This is a genomic window from Streptomyces sp. CB02058 (genome assembly GCF_001905505.1).
Lineage (GTDB): Bacteria > Actinomycetota > Actinomycetes > Streptomycetales > Streptomycetaceae > Streptomyces.
This window is the reverse complement of record NZ_LIPG01000002.1, coordinates 456,421-475,775: the sequence shown is the minus strand read 5'-3', so window position 1 is coordinate 475,775 and position 19,355 is coordinate 456,421. Positions and strand designations below refer to the sequence as shown.

The 19,355-nt window shown below is 73.1% G+C and carries 14 protein-coding genes; 8 read left to right on the top strand and 6 right to left on the bottom strand.

Features of this window, described 5'->3' with window-relative positions; genetic code table 11:
• Nucleotides 1–21: 21 nt before the first annotated feature.
• On the top strand, nt 22–2,598 hold the full coding sequence (gene pepN, locus AMK10_RS09305) for an aminopeptidase N (RefSeq protein WP_073746849.1): 2,577 nt from the start codon (nt 22–24) through the stop codon (nt 2,596–2,598).
• 145 nt (nt 2,599–2,743) lie between these two features.
• On the opposite strand, the gene alc is transcribed toward pepN, so the two are convergent.
• The 5 genes from alc to AMK10_RS09280 form a co-directional block, all read right to left on the bottom strand.
• Nucleotides 2,744–3,889, bottom strand: coding sequence for an allantoicase (gene alc / locus AMK10_RS09300; RefSeq protein ID WP_073746847.1), 1,146 nt, complete (start codon nt 3,887–3,889; stop codon nt 2,744–2,746).
• Nucleotides 3,890–3,948: 59 nt separating this feature from the next.
• Nucleotides 3,949–4,872, bottom strand: coding sequence for a LysR substrate-binding domain-containing protein (locus tag AMK10_RS09295; RefSeq protein WP_073746845.1), 924 nt, complete (start codon nt 4,870–4,872; stop codon nt 3,949–3,951).
• An 80-nt stretch (nt 4,873–4,952) separates the two neighbouring features.
• Entirely contained in the window at nt 4,953–5,183 is a 231-nt protein-coding gene (locus AMK10_RS09290) for a hypothetical protein (protein ID WP_079180655.1), read from the bottom strand.
• A 20-nt stretch (nt 5,184–5,203) separates the two neighbouring features.
• Entirely contained in the window at nt 5,204–7,381 is a 2,178-nt protein-coding gene (gene malQ / locus AMK10_RS09285; RefSeq protein WP_073746841.1) for a 4-alpha-glucanotransferase, read from the bottom strand.
• Nucleotides 7,382–7,714 (bottom strand): hypothetical protein, encoded by a 333-nt coding sequence (locus AMK10_RS09280; RefSeq protein ID WP_073746839.1) that lies wholly within the window; start codon nt 7,712–7,714, stop codon nt 7,382–7,384.
• A gap of 327 nt (nt 7,715–8,041) precedes the next feature.
• On the opposite strand from AMK10_RS09280, the gene AMK10_RS09275 reads away from it, so the two are divergent.
• Nucleotides 8,042–11,023 carry a beta-N-acetylglucosaminidase domain-containing protein gene (locus AMK10_RS09275; protein ID WP_073746837.1) on the top strand — a complete coding sequence of 994 codons (2,982 nt, stop codon included), beginning with the start codon at nt 8,042–8,044 and terminating at the stop codon, nt 11,021–11,023.
• A gap of 29 nt (nt 11,024–11,052) precedes the next feature.
• Here the strand turns inward: AMK10_RS09275 and AMK10_RS09270 are convergent, their stop codons facing one another.
• Nucleotides 11,053–11,589, bottom strand: a complete 537-nt coding sequence (locus AMK10_RS09270) for an HNH endonuclease (RefSeq protein ID WP_073746835.1) — start codon at nt 11,587–11,589, stop codon at nt 11,053–11,055.
• 316 nt (nt 11,590–11,905) lie between these two features.
• Between AMK10_RS09270 and AMK10_RS09265 the strand changes: the two genes are divergently transcribed.
• The 6 genes from AMK10_RS09265 (at nt 11,906) to AMK10_RS09240 (ending at nt 19,329) form a co-directional block, all read left to right on the top strand.
• The gene (locus tag AMK10_RS09265) at nt 11,906–12,973 is read left to right on the top strand and encodes a mechanosensitive ion channel family protein (protein WP_073746833.1); all 1,068 of its coding nucleotides are present in this window, start codon (nt 11,906–11,908) and stop codon (nt 12,971–12,973) included.
• 175 nt (nt 12,974–13,148) lie between these two features.
• The gene (locus AMK10_RS09260) at nt 13,149–14,309 is read left to right on the top strand and encodes an ROK family transcriptional regulator (protein WP_073746831.1); all 1,161 of its coding nucleotides are present in this window, start codon (nt 13,149–13,151) and stop codon (nt 14,307–14,309) included.
• A gap of 124 nt (nt 14,310–14,433) precedes the next feature.
• Nucleotides 14,434–15,699 carry a 6-phospho-beta-glucosidase gene (locus tag AMK10_RS09255; RefSeq protein ID WP_073746829.1) on the top strand — a complete coding sequence of 422 codons (1,266 nt, stop codon included), beginning with the start codon at nt 14,434–14,436 and terminating at the stop codon, nt 15,697–15,699.
• Entirely contained in the window at nt 15,690–16,664 is a 975-nt protein-coding gene (locus tag AMK10_RS09250; RefSeq protein ID WP_073746827.1) for an N-acetylglucosamine kinase, read from the top strand. The genes AMK10_RS09255 and AMK10_RS09250 overlap by 10 nt, the downstream gene beginning before the upstream one ends.
• A 227-nt stretch (nt 16,665–16,891) precedes the next feature.
• On the top strand, nt 16,892–18,283 hold the full coding sequence (locus AMK10_RS09245; protein WP_073746825.1) for a hypothetical protein: 1,392 nt from the start codon (nt 16,892–16,894) through the stop codon (nt 18,281–18,283).
• An 11-nt stretch (nt 18,284–18,294) separates the two neighbouring features.
• Nucleotides 18,295–19,329, top strand: a complete 1,035-nt coding sequence (locus AMK10_RS09240) for a glutamate ABC transporter substrate-binding protein (RefSeq protein ID WP_073746823.1) — start codon at nt 18,295–18,297, stop codon at nt 19,327–19,329.
• Nucleotides 19,330–19,355 lie beyond the last annotated feature (26 nt).

The following is a 19,355-nucleotide window of genomic DNA, read 5'->3' as shown; positions in this document are numbered from 1 at the left end:
ACAGATCAAGGAGATGACCGCGTGCCTGGCACGAATCTGACCCGCGAAGAGGCACAGGAGCGGGCGCGCCTGCTGACCGTGGACGCGTACGAGATCGATCTCGACCTCTCCGGCGCGCAGGAGGGCGGCACCTACCGGTCCGTCACCACCGTGCGCTTCGACTCCGCCGAGGCCGGTGCGGAGACCTTCATCGATCTGGTCGCCCCCGCCGTGCACGATGTCGTGCTGAACGGCAAGGACCTGGACATCGCCGCCGTCTTCCGGGACTCCCGGATCGCGCTGAAGCACCTCAAGGCCGGCGCCAACGAGCTCAAGGTCGTCGCCGACTGCTCGTACACCAACACCGGTGAGGGCCTGCACCGGTTCGTCGACCCCGTCGACGAGCAGGCGTACCTCTACACCCAGTTCGAGGTCCCGGACGCCCGCCGGGTGTTCGCCAGCTTCGAGCAGCCCGACCTGAAGGCGACCTTCCGCTTCACCGTGAAGGCGCCGTCCGGCTGGACCGTGATCTCCAACTCGCCGACGCCCGAGCCGAAGGACGACGTCTGGTCGTTCGAGCCGACGCCGCGCATCTCGACCTACATCACGGCCCTGATCGCCGGTCCGTACCACGCGGTGCACAGCAGCTACGAGAAGGACGGCCAGACCGTCCCGCTCGGCATCTACTGCCGCCCGTCGCTCGCCGAGTACCTCGACGCGGAGGAGATCTTCGCGGTCACCCGGCAGGGCTTCGACTGGTTCCAGGAGAAGTTCGACTACGCCTACCCGTTCGCCAAGTACGACCAGCTCTTCGTCCCGGAGTTCAACGCCGGAGCGATGGAGAACGCGGGCGCGGTCACCATCCGCGACCAGTACGTCTTCCGCTCGAAGGTCACGGACGCGGCGTACGAGACGCGGGCCGAGACCATCCTCCACGAGCTGGCCCACATGTGGTTCGGCGACCTGGTCACCATGGAGTGGTGGAACGACCTCTGGCTGAACGAGTCGTTCGCGACGTACACCTCGATCGCCTGCCAGGCGGACGCCGAGGGCTCGAAGTGGCCGCACTCCTGGACCACCTTCGCCAACTCCATGAAGACGTGGGCCTACCGCCAGGACCAGCTGCCCTCGACGCACCCGATCATGGCGGACATCCGGGACCTCGACGACGTCCTGGTGAACTTCGACGGGATCACGTACGCCAAGGGCGCCTCGGTCCTGAAGCAGCTCGTGGCGTACGTCGGCAAGGACGCCTTCTTCAAGGGCGTGCAGGCGTACTTCAAGGCGCACGCCTACGGCAACACGCGCCTGTCGGACCTCCTGGGCGCGCTGGAGGAGACCTCCGGCCGTGATCTGAAGACCTGGTCGAAGGCGTGGCTGGAGACGGCCGGGATCAACATCCTGCGCCCGGAGATCGAGACCGACGGGAACGGCCACGTCACCTCGTTCACCGTGCTCCAGGAGGCCCCGGCGCTGCCGGCCGGCGCGAAGGGCGAGCCGACGCTGCGCCCGCACCGGATCGCCATCGGCTGCTACGACCTCGACGCCGCCGGGAAGCTGGTCCGCACGGACCGGATCGAGCTGGACGTCGACGGGGAGCGCACGGACGTGCCGTTCCCGGCCGGTACCCCGCGCCCCGCGGTCGTCCTGCTCAACGACGACGACCTGTCGTACGCCAAGGTCCGTCTCGACGAGGAATCGCTGCGGGTCGTCACCGCGCACCTCGGCGACTTCGCCGAGTCCCTCCCCCGCGCCCTGAGCTGGGCCTCGGCCTGGGACATGACGCGCGACGGCGAGCTGGCGACGCGCGACTACCTGGCGCTGGTGCTCTCCGGCATCGGCAAGGAGTCGGACATCGGCGTCGTGCAGTCCCTGCACCGCCAGGTGAAGCTGGCCCTGGACCTCTACTCCGCCCCCGAGTGGCGCGAGGCGGGTCTGAACCAGTGGACCGAGGCGACCCTCGCGCACCTGCGCGCGGCGGAGCCGGCCAGTGACCACCAGCTGGCCTGGGCCCGTGCCTTCGCCGCGACGGCCCGCAGCCCGCTCCACCTGGACGTGCTGCAGTCGCTGCTGGACGGCACCCAGGAGATCGAGGGCCTCGCCGTCGACACCGAGCTGCGCTGGGCGTTCGTGCAGCGCCTGGCCTCGACGGGCCTGCTCGACGAGGAGGAGATCGCCGCCGAGTACGAGCGTGACAGGACTGCGGCCGGCGAGCGCCACGCGGCGTCCGCGCGGGCGGCCCAGCCCTCGGAGGAGGCGAAGGCCGAGGCGTGGGCGTCGGTCGTCGAGTCGGACAAGCTGCCGAACTCCCTCCAGGAGTCGGTCATCGACGGCTTCGTGCAGACCGACCAGCGTGAACTGCTCGCTCCGTACACGGAGAAGTACTTCGCGGCGGTCAAGGACGTCTGGGACTCGCGCAGCCACGAGATGGCCCAGCAGATCGCGGTCGGCCTCTACCCGGCCCTCCAGGTCTCCCAGGAGACCCTGGACGCCACGGACGCCTGGCTGGAGTCGGCGCAGCCCAGCGCCGCCCTGCGCCGGCTGATGTCGGAGTCCCGGGCGGGTGTGGAGCGTGCGCTGAAGGCGCAGGCGGCGGACGCGGCGGCGGCCACCGCCTAGGGGTCCGTCACCATGCGCGAAGGGGGCACCCCGGCCGGGGTGCCCCCTTCGTCGCCGTCGCGGGCGGGACGTACGTGGAGACCGCCCGGCGGGCAGGCGCCGGAGCGCTGCCGCCCGCCGGGCGGAAGTCAGGAGATCCGGCGGATCACGCCGCCGATCCCTCGAAGCGGCGGGCCAGTTCGGCCGCGCCCGTTTCCGTCAGCGAGCCGTGGAGCCGCATCCGGGCGACACCGCCGTCGGGGAAGGCGTCGAGGCGGACGTGGGTGACCACGGCCTCGGGGTCCAGGACGAAGCGGTGCACCGTGTCCGGCTGGAGCCGGGTGCGCGGGATGATCTCGGACCACTCGCCCGAGGCGCCGTCGCGGCCCTGGAGGGAGATCCAGCCGGCCGCGTTGCCCTTGAGATAGGCGGTGTCGATCTCGACGGCGCGCACCGCGCCCTGGGCGGGCAGCCGGAAGCGGACCCAGTCGTTGGTGTCGCGGACCCTGCGGCGGCGGTTCTCCCAGCCGTCGTCCATCTTGCGGGAGGTGCCGGGCAGGATGATCTGGGCCGGCGAGGAGTAGAAGCGGTCCGAGGCGTCCTCGTACATGCCGCCGTTCAGGATCGAGATCAGGTCGATCGTGCCGAGCGCCGTGAGCCAGGCCGGGTCGGGGACGACCTCGCCGTGGACGCGGAGGCGGGCGATTCCGCCGTCGGGGTGCTGGCAGACGCGGACATGGGTGTAGCGGCGTCCGCCGGTGACCTCGAAGCCGTTGGCGGCGTGGCCCCGCACGGGGGTTCGCGGGACGATCTCCTCCCACTTCACGTCGTCGGCGAGGAGCTCCTCGGGGCCGGGAGCGCCCTCCACGGCCGTCGCCTGCACGGAGACGCGCTGCGGGTAGTTGCCGCGGAAGTGGGCGGTGTCGACGACGATGCCCCGGATGATCCCGGGGGCGCCGAGCCGGACGATCGCCCAGTCGTGCTCCTCGGGGGCGGGGAAGGGGTGGTCCGCGTCCGCGCCCCTGCGGCGGCGGGTCTCCCAGCCGTCCATGATCTTGCCCTTGTGCCCGAAGCGCTCGGGGTCGAAGACGGCCGGTTCGCGGATCAGCAGGTTCTCGCGCTCGGCGAAGAACTCGTCGTTGGCGGCGATCACGCCCGCGCCCAGGCGGCGGTCGGCGAGGTCGACCAGCTCGGTGAACGCGAAGTCGCCCGCGCGGTAGTCGGCGTACGGGTCGCCGCCTCCGTAGGGCGCCGCGTCGTTCGCGTGGGGGTCGGTGGAATTGAGCTCCGTCTGATTCCTGTCGGTGGCCATGGGCCTACTGTGCTGGCCCGGCATTCATCAGGTCCATCGAAAGTTTTCGTACGGTTCTTTCAGTTCTGCTGAACGGATTCCTCCGCCACCCGCTGGAGCGCCGCCAGCACCCGGGCGGTCGCCGGCCCGTGTTCGGCGCCCTGCCGCACCGCGGCCACCACATGGCGGTACGGCCGGTCGGCCACCAGGACGCGCATCACCACGCCCTCGCGCGGCCGGTCGGACGCGGAGACCATCCGGGGGATCAGCGCGACGCCCATGCCCGCGCGCACCATGGCGAGGATCGCGGTCCAGCCGGCGGCGCTGTGGGCCTGCTCCGGGACGAAACCGGCGGCCTCGCAGGCGGCGGTGGTGATCTCCGACCAGGGGCCCGACCCGCCGAAGATCCAGGGTTCACGGGAGAGGTCCGCGAGGCGCAGCGTGGACGATCCGGCGAGGGGGTGCCCGGCGGGCAGGGCCACGTCCAGCGGGTCGGCCAGGAGCGGCAGCAGGGTGAAGCGGGGGTCCCGGGCCGTGGGGGCGTGCGCGGCGAGGGAGAGCGCCAGGTCCACCTCCCCGGCCGACAGCAGCTCGTACGCCTCGGCGGCCTCCGACTCCCGCACGCGCACCTGGGGACCCGGCCGGTCCTCGGCCCCCAGGAGCGTCACGGCGGGCACGACGAGGGCGGAGACGGCTGTCGAGAACGCGCCGACCCTCACCTGGCCCGCCTCACCGCGCAGATAGCCGGCGAGATCGGCGTCGGCCCGCTCCAGCCGGGCGAAGACCGCCTCGGCGTGGCCCAGCACGAGGTGCGCGGCGTCGGTGAGCCGGACCCTGCGTCCCTGGGCCTCCAGGAGCGGCACGCCGAGCTGCCTGGACAGATTGGTCAGCTGCTGGGAGACGGCCGAAGGCGTCATGAGGAGTGCCTCGGCCGTCGCCGTGACCGTTCCCCGGTCGCGCAGTGTGCGCAGGATCCGGAGCTTTCTCACGTCCCACTCGGTCATGGCCGAAACCTATCGGTGCCCGGACACGCCGGTGCGCCGCGCGGTACCGCGTACCGGCGGCGCACTCGGTGGAACGGCTTCTAGGCCTGCTTCTTGGACTTGTCGAGGACCATGACGAGGCCCGCGATCACCGCGAACAGGACGATCGGTGCGGCGACGTAGAGACCGAGGGTCTCCAGCACGCTCAGCCCCTCGCCGGGGTCGTCACCGTCGTCGCGGGTGAGGGCGAGCGCCGGGGACGACATGAGCAGCATCATCAGCGTCGTACCGGCCGCAACGGCGCCGGCGCGCATAGCGTTCTTCTTGTCCACGGTGCAAACGTAGCGAACGCCTACGAGGGGCGCGCGCCCGGGGGTGCCGTACGGGCCCCGGGGCCACCGGGAGACCTCGCGCCGCCGGTTCCGTCCGGGGCCGCCGGCAGGACCTCCATGAGCCGGTGCAGCCGGGGCGAGGCCGCGATCTCCTCCAGGGTGAGCGGGTGGCCCTCCGCATCGGCGACGGGCAGGCGCCAGTTGGGGTACTGGTCCCAGGTGCCGGGGAGGTTCTGCGGACGGCGGTCGCCCACGGTGTCCGGGAGCCAGACCCCCACCATCCTGGCCGGGGTGCTCAGCAGGAAGCGGTGGACGGCGCGGACGGCGGCCTCCTCGTCCCCGTCGCCCTCGGGCAGCAGCCGCAGCCTGGCGAGGTAGCCCAGCCACTCGGCCGTGTCGGCGGCGTCCTCGGCGAGCTCCTGCTCCAGGCCGCGCGCGAGCAGCCCCAGCCGGTGGCGGAGCGTCACGTGGTCGCCCGTCAGCCGGGCCGCGGTGGACGGCAGATCGTGGGTGGTCGCCGTGGCCACGCAGTCGCGGCGCCACTGCTCGGGGGCGAGCGGGCGTCCGGTGCCGTCCCAGTCGCGCTCGAACCAGAGCACGGAGGTGCCGAGCACCCCGCGCCGGGCGAGCGCCTCGCGCACGCCGGGCTCGACGGTGCCGAGGTCCTCCCCTATGACGACGGCGCCGGCCCGGTGCGCCTCCAGGACGAGCACGGCGAGCATCGCCTCGGCGTCGTGACCGACGTACGTGCCCTCGGTCGGCGGGCGGCCCTCCGGCACCCACCAGAGCCGGAAGAGGCCCATGACGTGGTCGATGCGCAGGGCCCCGGCGTGGGCGAGGAGGCCGCGCAGGAGGTTGCGGTAGGGGGCGTAGCCGGTCGCCGCGAGGGCGTCGGGCCGCCAGGGGGGCAGCCCCCAGTCCTGGCCGTGGGCGTTGAAGGCGTCGGGCGGCGCGCCGACGGACATGCCGTGCGCGAAGGCGTCCTGCTGGGCCCAGGCGTCCGCGCCGTCCGGGTGGACGCCGACCGCCAGGTCGTGGACGATGCCGACGGCCATCCCCGACTCGCGCGCTGCGCTCTGCGCCGTGGCGAGCTGGGTGTCCGTCAGCCAGGCCAGCCGGCAGTGGAAGTCGACCCGCTCCAGGAGCTCGCCGCGGGCGCGGGCGCTCTGCGGGGAGCGCGGGTCGCGCAGCCCCTCGGGCCAGGTGCGCCACTGAGGGCCGTGCACCTCGGCCAGGGCGCACCACAGGGCGTGGTCCTCCAGGGCCTGGCCCTGGCCGGCGAGGAAGTCGCAGTAGGCGGCGCGGCGGCCGGGGGTGAGGGGGACCTGGTGGACGATCTCCAGGGCCTGCTTCTTGAGCGCCCAGACGGCGTCCCGGTCGATCAGCGCGCCCTTGTTGAGCACGGCCTCGCGCAGCGCGGCGGCCTCCTGGCGCAGGTCGTCGAGGGCCGCCCTGCCGGGCTCGGGGACGTGCCCGTACTCCGGGATCGACTCGATGTGGAGATGGACCGGGTCGGGGAAGCGCCGGGAGGAGGGGCGGTACGGGGAGGGGTCGGTCGGGCTGCCGGGCACGGCGGCGTGCAGCGGGTTGACCTGGACGAACCCGGTCCCGAGCGTCCGCCCGGACCAGGCGGCGAGGTCGGCGAGGTCCGCGAGGTCGCCCATGCCCCAGGACCGGGCCGAGAGCAGGGAGTAGAGCTGGACGAGGAATCCGTGCGTGCGGCCGGGCACCCGGGGTACGCGGTCGGGGGCGACGACGAGGGTGACGGTGGCCCGGCGGTGGTCCGGCGTGGTGACGGTCAGCCGGTGGACGCCCAGGGACGGTTCGGTCCACCAGGAGGGCCTGTCGGGGGCGCTGGACGGCGGGGCGGACGTCACCCGCATGCGCAGCGGCTGGGGCGCGTCGGTGGTGCCGGCCTCGTGGTCGACCGTCAGCACCGCTCCGGGCGGCAGTGCGGTCAGGGTGGCCGGCAGCGGCTCTCCCGACCAGGTCACCACCGTCGGCGGGAGCAGTCGGGAGGCCGCCGCCGATTCGGCCGCGTCGAGCGATCTCCGTACGTCAGCGGGAGTGGCGGCGTCGACGCCCAGGGCGGCGAGCACGGCGGTGACCGTGTCGTCGGGGACGGAGACCGTGACATCCGCGGACGGGGAGAAGGAAGTGGCGACGCCGTGCAGTGCGGCGAGCCGGGACAAGCCCATTCAGACTCCTGGGGACTCCAGACCCCCTGCGGTGCCGGGTGCTGTCGGCTCGCTCGTCAGAGGGGCGGTGGCGGCGAGCGGGGGCTCGCTCGTGAGAGGTGTGGCGTCGGCGAGCGGGGGCTCGCTCGTGAGCGGAGGCTCGATGGTGAGCGATGAGGCGTCGTCGGCGAACGCCGGCTCACCGGTCAGGTGGGAGACATCGGCGAGCGGGAGCTCACTGATCATCGGAGGGGCGGTGGTGGTGTACGTCTCGCGCGCCCGGGGACCGGGCCCCGTGGGGCTAGGCACCTGTTTGGAGAGGGCGGAGAGCAGAAGCTGCGCGGAAGCGGGCACGTTGGCCTCCTGGCCGTGGACAACAGGACACAGCAGACCTACCCAGAGGGCGCGGGAGCAGACGTGGACGTGACATAGGCGTTATGACAACGAGCCCAACGTGCCGTGGGTCACATTCCGTTCCCCCGAGTGCCCAGTATGGGCGCTTTTCGGCCAACTGGCGCCGCCCGGCACGCCCCCTCCGAACGCCCTCGAACACCCATGCGTCACGCCATGCGCTGAATCGGGCATACACGCCAGAACGGCCACGCACATTGACACCCTCGCGCCCCGGGTGGTGGGCTCGGACGTCCACTGCCGGGCGAGGTCAGGACGAGGGAGTACGGCGTGCAGCTCGGGCGCAGGAGGCATGCGACGGCCGTCGCCGTCGCGGTGATCGGCGGGCTGCTCGGGCCGTTCGGACCGGCCGCCGTCGCGGCCCCCGTCGCCCCCGCGGCGACCACGTCGGACACGAGCGACGCGTCGGCCCTGCCGTCCGTCTGGCCACGGCCGCAGTCCATGAAGGCGTCCGGGCACCCCGTGCACCTGGGCACCGAGGTCACCCTCCTCGCCGGCGCGGACGCCGATCCGTACGCCGTCGACGCGCTCAGGACGCTGCTGCTCGACGCCGGCGTACGCACCGTCCACGACGCGCTGCCCGGCGGCGGCCCCGTGATCCGGCTCGGCGGCACGGACGCGGGCCGGGCACTGCGGGCCCTCGGCGCACCCGAACGCGCCGATCTCCCGGCCGGTGGCTACCGCGTCGCCGTGGGCAGGGCGGAGAACCGCCCCACGGTCGCGCTGGACGGCGTGGGCGACGACGGCCTGTTCCACGGCGTCCAGACCCTGCGCCAGCTCGTGAAGGACGGCACGGTCGCCGGAGCCGTGGTCCGCGACTGGCCGGGAACCGCCGTCCGGGGGATGGCCGAGGGCTTCTACGGGCAGCCGTGGACCCGCCAGGAGCGGCTCGCCCAGCTCGGCTTCATGGGCCGGACGAAGCAGAACCGCTACCTCTACGCCGCCGGCGACGACCCCTACCGGCAGGCGCGCTGGCGCGAGCCGTACCCGGCCCGGGAGCGCGCCGACTTCCGCGCGCTGGCCGCGAAGGCGCGGGCCGAACACGTGACGCTGGGCTGGGCCGTCTCCCCCGGTCAGGCGATGTGCCTGGCCTCGGACGCGGACGTGCGGGCGCTGAACCGGAAGGTCGACGCGATGTGGGCCCTGGGGGTCCGCGCCTTCCAGCTGCAGTTCCAGGACGTCAGCTACAGCGAATGGCACTGCGACCTGGACGCGGAGACCTTCGGCAGCGGGCCGGAGGCGGCGGCCAGGGCCCAGGCCGGGGTCGCGAGTGCGGTGGCCCGGCATCTCGCGGACCGGCACCCGGACGCGGAGCCGCTGTCGGTGATGCCGACCGAGTTCTACCAGGACGGCGCCACCGACTACCGCACGGCGCTCGCCGCCGAGCTGGACGACCGGGTACAGGTGGCCTGGACCGGTGTCGGGGTCGTGCCCCGGACGATCACGGGCAAGGAGCTGGCGGGCGCGCGGAAGGCGTTGCGCCACCCCCTGGTCACCATGGACAACTACCCGGTCAACGACTACGCGCGGGACCGGATCTTCCTCGGCCCATACACCGGCCGGGACCCGGCGGTGGCCGGTGGTTCCGCGGCGCTGCTCGCCAACGCGATGCAGCAGCCCTCGGCGTCCCGCGTGCCTCTGTTCACGGCGGCCGACTTCGCCTGGAACCCGAAGGGATACCGCCCCCAGGAGTCCTGGCAGGCGGCTATGGACGACCTGGCGGGCGGCGACACGGCGGCACGGGCGGCCCTGGGAGCGCTGGCGGGCAACAGCGCCGCCTCGGTGCTGGGCGGCGACGAGTCCGCGTATCTGAAGCCGCTGCTGGCGGCCTTCTGGGCCTCCCGCTCGACCGCGGAGGCCCCGGACACGGCGGCCCGCGACAGGGCGGCGCGCGAGCTGCGGGCCGCCTTCGGAGTGATGCGGCAGGCCCCGGAGCGCCTGAGGACCGCGGCGGACGGGCGGCTGGAGGACGAGGTACGGCCGTGGACGGAACAACTGGCCCGGTACGGCCGGGCGGGTGAGATCGCCGTCGATCTGCTGCGGGCCCAGGAGCGCGGCGACGGGGCGGAGGCCTGGCAGGCCCTGCTGGCGCTGGAGCCGCTGCGCAAGGAGATCGCGGCGAGCGGGGCCACGGTCGGCAAGGGCGTCCTGGACCCGTTCCTGGACCGGGTCCGCAAGGAGGCCGACGCCTGGAACGGCACCGACCGCACGGCCGGGGAGGTCAGCCGGGACGCGCAGAGCTACACGGTCCGGCTCGGCCGGGCCCGCCCGCTGGAGGCGGTCACCACGCTGGCGCGGCCGGGCGACGGTGCCGAGGACGCGGTCCTCGAGGCGCATGTGCCGGGTGAGGGCTGGCGCGGCCTCGGCGCCCTGTCGGCACAGGGCTGGACCCAGACGGCGGTGAAGGGCCTGCGCGCGGACGCGCTGCGGGTCTCGGTCCCCTCGGCCCGCCCGTTCCTCACCGGTCCCCTGGCGCCGGGCGTCACGGGCACGGACCCGGACCGGCCGTCCGCCCGGGTGCGGGCGCTCGTCCCCTGGTTCGGCGACGAGCCGGCCGCCCGGCTCGCCCTCGTACGCAACCGGACGGACGCCGTGATCGGCGGCGGCACGCAGCGGGTCGAGGCGCGGCTGGACGGGGGGCGCCCCACCGAGGTCAAGGGCAGGCTGAAGGCGAAGGCGCCCAAGGGCATCGAGGTGAAGGTGCCGAAGCAGACGACGGTGACGCGCGGCTCCCGCGCCGACGTCCCGGTCGACATCACCGTGCCTGCGGACACCCCGGCGGGCGAGTACGAGGTGCCGCTGAGCTTCGGCGGCGAGGAGAGCACGCTGACCGTGCGGGCCTTCCCGCGCACCGCGGGCCCCGATCTGCTCCGTACGGCCCGGGCGTCCTCGTCCGGCGACGAGACCCCGGACTTCCCGGCGTCCGCGGCCTCGGACGGCGACCCGGAGACCCGCTGGTCCTCACCCGTCGAGGACGGCGCCTGGTGGCAGGCCGAGCTGCCCGGACCGGTGCGGCTGGGGCAGGTCGTGCTGCGCTGGCAGGACGCCTACGCCTCCCGCTACCGCGTCCAGGTCTCGGCCGACGGCCGCACCTGGCGGACGGCGGCGACCGTGCGGGAGGGCGCGGGCGGGCGTGAATCGGTCCGGATGGACGCGAAGGACACCCGCTTCATCCGGATCCAGGGCGACGGCCGCGCCACGGAGTACGGCTACTCGCTGTGGTCGGTGGAGGCGTACGCGGTCGGGGACTGAGGAGCCCGGAACGCGGACGGCCCGGTCTCTCAGGCGGAAACGCCATCGATCCGGGCCATCACGTCGTCCGCGCCGAACGGCTGCAGGTAGGGCAGCCAGCGCGGATCCCGGTGTCCGGTCCCGATGATCCGCCAGGCGAGGCCGCTCGGCGGGGCGGGCTGATGGCGCAGCCGCCAGCCCAGCTCGGGCAGATGGCGGTCGGCCTTGACGTGGTTGCAGCGGCGGCAGGCCGCCACCACGTTGTCCCAGGCGTGCTGACCGCCCCGGCTGCGCGGAATGACGTGGTCGACGCTGGTCGCGGCGGCCCCGCAGTACATGCAGCGACCGCCGTCCCTCGCGAAGAGGGCACGGCGGGTGAGCGGTACGGGCCCCCGGTAGGGGACCCGTACGAACCGCTTGAGACGGATGACACTGGGCGCCGGCATGGCCCGGGTGGCGCTGTGCATGAACGCGCCGGACTCCTCGAGGCAGATGGCCTTGCTCTCGAGGACGAGGACGAGCGCGCGGCGGAGAGGTACGACGCCGAGCGGCTCGTACGAAGCGTTGAGAACCAGGACGTGCGGCACGTGGATGCCTCCTTGTACGCCGGCGACGCGTGGCTCGCGCCGGGACGATCCGATCCAAGTCTCTCCTCATGCCTGGTCCGAGCGCCACCACGTGCGGGTAACGGGCCGGAAGGATTTTTCTCACCGGCCCGCCGCGGACACCCCGCAGAACACCGGAACAGCCGCTTCAGCAGGGCGGCCGGGGCCTCTGTGCGATCGGACACACCCGCCGTCCCCCGGGGTGAGACGTGTATCTCCCCCCTCGGCGGCAACGAACCACTCCCGCCGCTTCGTTAATGTGGTTGGTCTGCTGTCGCCCCATCTGGAGGTCCCCGCCGTGTCCCTGTCCGCCCTCTTGGCCGCGGCTCCGTCCCCCGGGGCAGCCGGATCGCTGGACGAAGCCGCCGAACGGGCCGGGAACGCCGCAGGCTGGGTCGAGGAGAACTGGTCCACCTGGCTGAACACCGGTCTGCGCATCATCCTCATCGCCGCGATAGCCATCGTGCTGCGGTATCTGATCCGGCGGGCCCTCACCAACCTCATCGACCGGATGAACCGCAGCGCCCAGGCGGTGGAGGGCACGGCCCTCGGCGGCCTGCTGGTCAACGCGGAACGCCGCCGCCAGCGCTCCGAGGCGATCGGCTCCGTACTCCGCTCGGTCACCTCGTTCCTGATCCTCGGCACCGCGGCCCTGATGATCCTGGGCGCCTTCCAGATCAACCTGGCCCCACTGCTGGCCTCCGCGGGTGTCGCCGGTGTCGCACTGGGCTTCGGCGCCCGCAACCTCGTCACCGACTTCCTCTCCGGCGTCTTCATGATCCTGGAGGACCAGTACGGCGTCGGTGACACGATCGACGCGGGCGTCGCCTCCGGCGAGGTCATCGAGGTCGGGCTCCGGGTCACCAAGCTGCGCGGCGACAACGGCGAGATCTGGTACGTCCGCAACGGCGAGGTGAAGCGGATCGGCAACCTCAGCCAGGGCTGGTCCACGGCCGGGGTCGACGTCACGGTCCGCCCCACGGAGGACCTGGACCTGGTCCGCAAGGCGATCACCGAGGCCGGCGAGACGATGACCAAGGAAGAGCCCTGGTCGGAGCGGCTGTGGGGCCCGGTGGAGATCCTCGGCCTGGACGCGGTCCTGCTCGACTCGATGACCGTGCGGGTCACGGCGAAGACCATGCCGGGCAAGTCCCTGGGCGTCGAGCGCGAGCTCCGCTGGCGGATCAAGCAGGCGCTGGACGCGGCCGGCATCCGGATGATCGGCACCCTCCCGCTCCCGGTGGAGGGCGAGTCCACGGCCGACCCGACGGCGGCCATGGCCGCACCGTCGGCGTACGCGTCGACGACGTCGCCGCAGTCGATGGCGGCGACCCCGATACCGCCGCCCACCAATCTGACGAAGTAGCACCGCCCGCACCACCGAAGGGGCGCCCCGCGAGTCCGCGGGGCGCCCCTTCGCCGTTCCCCGAGGCACGCTCCGGTGCCGCCGCGCGCCGTACCCATTGACGATCCGGCCGCGGGGTTCTACCTTCCTCTCATCCAATAGGAAAGTTTCCTAACAGAGAGCTGGTGCGTCGCTCATGGCCGGAACCACCCCGGGCACCCCGCGCGTTCTCCGCGCCATGAACGACCGGGCGGCGCTCGATCTCCTGGTCAGCCAGGGGCCGCTGACCCGCACCCGCATCGGCGAGCTGACCGGACTCTCCAAGCCCACCGCCTCCCAGCTGCTGGCGCGGCTGGAGGAGGCGGGGCTGGTCCGCACCACGGGCAGCCAGAGCGGGCGCCCCGGCCCCAGGGCGGTCCTGTACGAGATCGATCCGGCCGCGGCCCATGTCGCGGCGCTCTCCGTCGGGCCCACCGGCATCGACGCGGTCGTCGCCGACATCACCGGCACCGTCGTCGGCTCCTGCCGGGTGGAGGCGGACGCCGTCGCGGAGGACGTGCGCCATCGCACCGCCCAGCTCGTCGCCGAGGCCGTGGACGGCGCCCTGCGCGGCACCGGGCTCGGCCACGACGGCCTGGAGGGCGTGGTCATCGGGACACCGGGCGCGATCGACCCCCGCACCGGGCAGCTGCGCTACGCGCCCCATCTGCCCGGCTGGCACTCGCGCACCCTGCGCGCCGACCTCGCCGAGGTCCTCGGCAGGCCGGTCGTCATCGAGAACGACGTGAACCTCGCCGCGGTCGCCGAACAGTACGAGGGCGCGGCTCAGGACCACGACCACTTCGTGCTCGCCTGGCTCGACGAGGGCGTGGGCGCGGCCATCGTGCTGGGCGGCACCCTCCTGCGCGGCGCCACCGGCGGTGCCGGGGAGATCGGGTACATGCCGTTGCCCGGCGCCCCGCTGGCCCGGGGCGGCGAGCGGGACTGGGCGAGCCCGGACGCGGGAGGCGGCTTCCAGAGCCAGGTCTCCGTCCCCGCCGTCCGCGCCCTGGCCGGAGGCAGGCCGCTGACGGAGGCGCTCGCCGACACGGCCGTGTCAGCCGAGATCGCCGGCCGGCTGGCCACCGGCCTCGCCGCCGTGGTCGCCGTGGTCGATCCCGAACTGGTCGTCCTCTCCGGCCGCGTGGCCCAGGCAGGCGGGGAGGCACTCCGCGAGCGGGTCGAGGCCGAGCTGACCGGTCTGGCCCTGCCGAGGCCGCTGCTCCGCGTCAGCGACATCCAGGGCGACCCGATCCTGACCGGTGCCCTGCGCACCGCCCTCTCCCAGGCGCGCGACAGCGTCTTCGACACCGTGTGAACCCACCCGTCGCACCTGGCACGAGGCTGCTGATCACGGTGCGTGGCGCCGCTCGTCATCGTCTTCTTCTTCGCACACAAGGCCTTCGCGGAAGGCATCACACCGACTGGAGTGAAGGGCTCGAATGAAGCTCGCAGTAGTTGGTGGCGGGTCCACCTACACACCCGAACTGATCGACGGTTTCGCGCGGTTGAGGGACACCCTGCCCGTCGAGGAGCTGGTGCTCATCGACCCGGCGGCCGACCGGCTCGACCTCGTCGGCGGCCTGGCCAGGCGGATCTTCGCCAAGCAGGGCCACCCGGGGAGGATCGTCACCACCTCCGACCTGGACGCTGGGGTGGAGGGCGCGGACGCGGTGCTGCTCCAGCTCCGCGTCGGCGGGCAGGCCGCGCGCAACCAGGACGAGACCTGGCCGCTGGAGTGCGGCTGCGTCGGCCAGGAGACCACCGGGGCCGGCGGCCTCGCCAAGGCGCTGCGCACCGTGCCCGTCGTCCTGGACATCGCCGAGCGGGTCCGGCGCACCAACCCGGACGCCTGGATCATCGACTTCACCAACCCGGTCGGCATCGTGACCAGGGCCCTCCTGAAAGCCGGGCACAAGGCCGTCGGGCTGTGCAACGTCGCGATCGGGTTCCAGCGGAAGTTCGCCCGGCTCCTGGACGTCGCTCCGGGCGAGGTGCACCTGGACCACGTCGGGCTGAACCATCTGTCGTGGGAGCTCGGGGTGCGCCTCGGCGGCCCGGAGGGCGAGAACGTCCTGCCCGCGCTGCTCGCGGAGCACGGCGACACGATCGCGGGCGACCTGCGCATGCCCCGGCAGATCGTCGACCGGCTCGGCGTCGTCCCCTCCTACTACCTGCGGTACTTCTACGCGCACGACGAGGTCGTCCGGGAGCTCGGCACCAAGCCGTCCCGGGCGGCGGAGGTCGCGGCGATGGAGAAGGAACTGCTGGCGATGTACGGCGATCCCGCGCTGGACGAGAAGCCGGAGCTGCTCTCCAAGCGGGGCGGCGCCTTCTACTCGGAGGCGGCCGTCGACCTGGCCTCGGCCCTGCTCGGCGGGGGCGGTTCCCCGGTGCAGGTGGTCAACACGTACAACGACGGCACCCTGCCCTTCCTGCCGGACGACGCGGTGATCGAAGTGCAGGCCCGGGTGGACGGCACGGGCGCCACCCCGCTCGCGGTGCCGTCGCTGGACCCGATGTACTCGGGGCTGATCTCGCACGTGACGGCGTACGAGGACCTCGCCCTGGACGCGGCGCTGCGCGGCGGCAGGGACCGGGTGTTCAAGGCGCTGCTCGCGCACCCGCTGATCGGTCAGTTCGAGTACGCCGAGTCGCTCACGGACCGGCTCGTCGCACACAACAGGGAGCACCTGCCGTGGGCGTGAACGCTTCGGTCCTCGCCATCGACGCGGGCAACAGCAAGACGGACGTGGCGCTGGTGGGCGAGGACGGCACGGTCCTGTCCACCGCGCGCGGCGGGGGCTTCCAGCCGCCGTCGGTCGGGGTGGAGGCGGCCGTGGACGTCCTGGCCTCCGCGGTCGGTGAGGCGCTGGCGGGCTGTGCCGAGCCGGTCGGGAGCGTGGCGCACGTGTCGGCCTGTCTGGCCAACGCCGATCTCCCGGTGGAGGAGGCCGAGTTGGCCGAGGCCCTGGCCGCCCGGGGCTGGGGCGGCACGGTGGAGGTGCGCAACGACACCTTCGCGATCCTGCGGGCCGGGGTGGACGAGCCGCGCGGCGTGGCCGTGGTCTGCGGCGCGGGGATCAACTGCGTCGGGATGGTTCCGGACGGCCGGACCGCCCGCTTCCCCGCGATCGGCCGCATCTCCGGTGACTGGGGCGGCGGTTCGGGACTCTCCGAGGAGGCCCTGTGGTTCGCCGCGCGGGCCGAGGACGGCCGCGGGGAGCCGACCGAGCTGATGCGCACGCTGCCGGGGCACTTCGGGCTCGGTTCGATGTACGAGCTCATCGAGGCGCTGCACCGGGGACACATCCCCGACGGGCGGCGGCACGAGCTGACCCCGGTGCTGTTCGCGACGAGCGCGGCCGGGGACCCGGTGGCGGGCGCCCTGGTCGACCGGCTGGCCGACGAGGTGGTCGCCATGGCGTCGGTGGCCCTGGACCGGCTGGGGCTGCTGGCCGAGGAGGTGCCCGTACTGCTGGGCGGCAGCGTGCTGGCCGCGCGCCACGCCCGGCTGGACGGCAGGATCGCCCGGCTCCTGGGCGAACGCGCCCCGAGGGCGGTGATCCAGGTGGTCGCTCAGCCTCCGGTCCTGGGAGCGGCGTTGCTCGGCCTCGACCGTACGGGTGCGGCCCCCGGGGCACACCGTAGGCTGCGTGCCTGTTACAGCTGACAGACTGGCGGCGGACGTGGGGGCGTCGGGCCACGGGAGACGCCCCCCGGCTCCGCGCGGGAACCGATCGGATGCCTCGAACGTGTTCATGAGGGGGAGATCCATCCGACGCGGGATACGGGTATTCCTGGTGAATGCCGTTCTGTCCGGCCATACTTCTGGCCGGGCACCAGTCCTCCCATCGGCCGGGGGGCCGTGCCGCCGTCAGTGACCGAGGGGGAGGTCGAGTGACATACCCGCCGAGCGAGGCCGTGCTGCGGGAGCCCGAGCCGGATCAGTCGGCCGCGCCCGCGACCGTACCCGCGCAGCGCCGTCCCGTCCCGTCCGAGGCCGTCCGGCGGCTGCGCGCCGCCGCGACGACCGAGCCGGGCCGGCTCCAGATCATCGGCGCCGCACTGGCCCTGCTGGTCGTGGTGTTCGGAGCGGTCACCTTCCTGGAGATCTCCGCGCGGGCCTCGGCCGCGCACGACGTGGTGGAGCGCAGCCAGCCGCTGAGCGCGGACGCGGCGGACATCTACCGCTCGCTCGCCGACGCGGACACGATGGCGGCGAGCGGCTTCCTGGCGGGGGCCGAGGAGCCCGAGGACGTGCACGAGCGGTACGAGCGGGACATCAAGGAGGCCTCCCGGCTCCTGGTGCAGGCCGCGGCGAGCACCGACGCCTCGACCTCCTCGCACCGGGAGATCACCACCCTGGGCGAGCTGCTCCCCGAGTACACCGGTCTGATCGAGCGGGCCAGGGCCAACAACCGGCAGGGGCTTCCGCTGGGCGGCGCCTATCTGCGGTACGCCAACCAGAAGATGACGAACGAACTCCTCCCGGCGGCCGAGCGGCTGTACACGGCGGAGACCGGCCGGCTCGGCACCGACTCGGCCGACGCGCGGCGGTGGCCCTTCCTCTCGCTGGGTGCCGGGGTGGTGGCGCTGGCCGCGCTGGTGTGGATGCAACGGCGCAACTACCGCAGGACGAACCGCGTCTTCAACCACGGGCTCCTCGCTGCGACGGCCGCCGCCACGGTGGTCCTGCTCTGGCTGGCCGTGGGGCACACGGTCGCCAGGGCCGAGCTGCGTGCGGCGATGACTCAGGGGCAGGAGTCGCTCGATGTCCTCAACAAGGCCCGGATCAACTCCCTCAAGGCGCGCGCGAACGAGAACCTCACGCTGGTGGCCCGTGGTGCCGTGCTCACCCCGGACGGCACCCGGGACAAGTACGAGACCGACTACAGCACAGGCATGAAGGAGCTCGGCGCGCAGCTGAGGACCGCGGAGAAGCTCGCGGGCGGCGACTCGGCGGGGAGCGAGCCGGTGGGGGACGCCATGGCGGATGTGTCCGAGTGGCAGAAGCGTCACAAGGAGGCCCGGGCGACGGACGACCGGGGTGAGTACGACGCCGCGCTGAAGCAGATCATCGGCCCGAAGGACACCACGGGCGAGTCCTTCGAACAGGTCGACGAGGCGCTGCGGAAGGCGCTCGCCCATGAGCAGGACGAGTTCGACGCGGCGGCACAGGACGGGCGCGGGGCGCTGGGCGGGCTGCCCGTCGGGGCCGCCGTGCTCGCCGTGCTCGGGGCGGTCGCCGCGATCGTCGGGGTCAACCGCAGGCTCTCGGAGTACCGGTGAGGGGACGACCGATGACCAGGGCGAAGCGCCGGACCGTACGCGGCGGACTGCGCGGCTGGGGCGGGGTGACGGGCATGGCGGTCGCCTGCGCCGTCACGGCCTCGCTCACCCTGCTGCCGCTGGCGCACGGTGACGGGACGTTCGGCGGACAGAGCGCGGGCAGCGGTGCGGCGTCGGCGGTGCCCGCCAGGGCCGACGACTGCAAGGACCCTGAGGCGAGCGTCCCCGCGTCGAGCGCCGACGGACCGACCATCAAGAAGATCCAGGAGCGCGGGAAGCTGATCGCGGGCGTCGACCAGAACAGCTTCCAGTGGGGATACCGGAATCCGGAGAGCCGCACCCTCGAAGGCTTCGACATCGACCTGGTGCACGCCATCGCGGAGAACATCCTCGGCGACCGGGACGCGGTGATCTTCCGCGCCATACCCACCAACCAGCGGATCGCCGCCCTGGAGAACGACAAGGTCGACGTCGTCGTGCGCACGATGACGATCAACTGCAAGCGGATCGGCCAGGTCGCCTTCTCCACGGCGTACTTCCAGGCGGGCCAGCAGGTCCTGGCTCCCAAGGCGTCCACGATCGACGGCTACAACGAGTCGCTGAAGGGCAAGCGGGTCTGCACGGCGGAGGGCTCCACGGCCTTCGAGGCGCTGAACGAGAAGTCCTTCGGCGCGGTGTTCGAGGACGAGCACGAGGACACCGAGGAGGACCGGGACCAGCTGACCGTCCCCAACCAGCTGGACTGCCTGGTGCGGCTGCAGCTCGGCGAGGTCGACGCGGTGGTCACGGACAACGCCCTGGCGGCGGGCCAGGCGGCCCAGGACCCGGCGGTGGAGCTGAAGGGCGACGGGCCGTTCACCACGGAGTACTACGGCGTCGCGGCGAAGCTGGGCTCCGACGACCTGGTGGCCCGGATCAACCATGTGCTGGACGAGTACCGCCAGGGCGGCAAGGACAGCCCCTGGATGACGTCCTACCGCACCTGGCTGGCGACGGGGCTGCCCGGGATCACGGGGCCCCCGGCCCCCAAGTACCGGAGCAACTGAGACGGTCCGGGCCCCCCGGGCCCGGC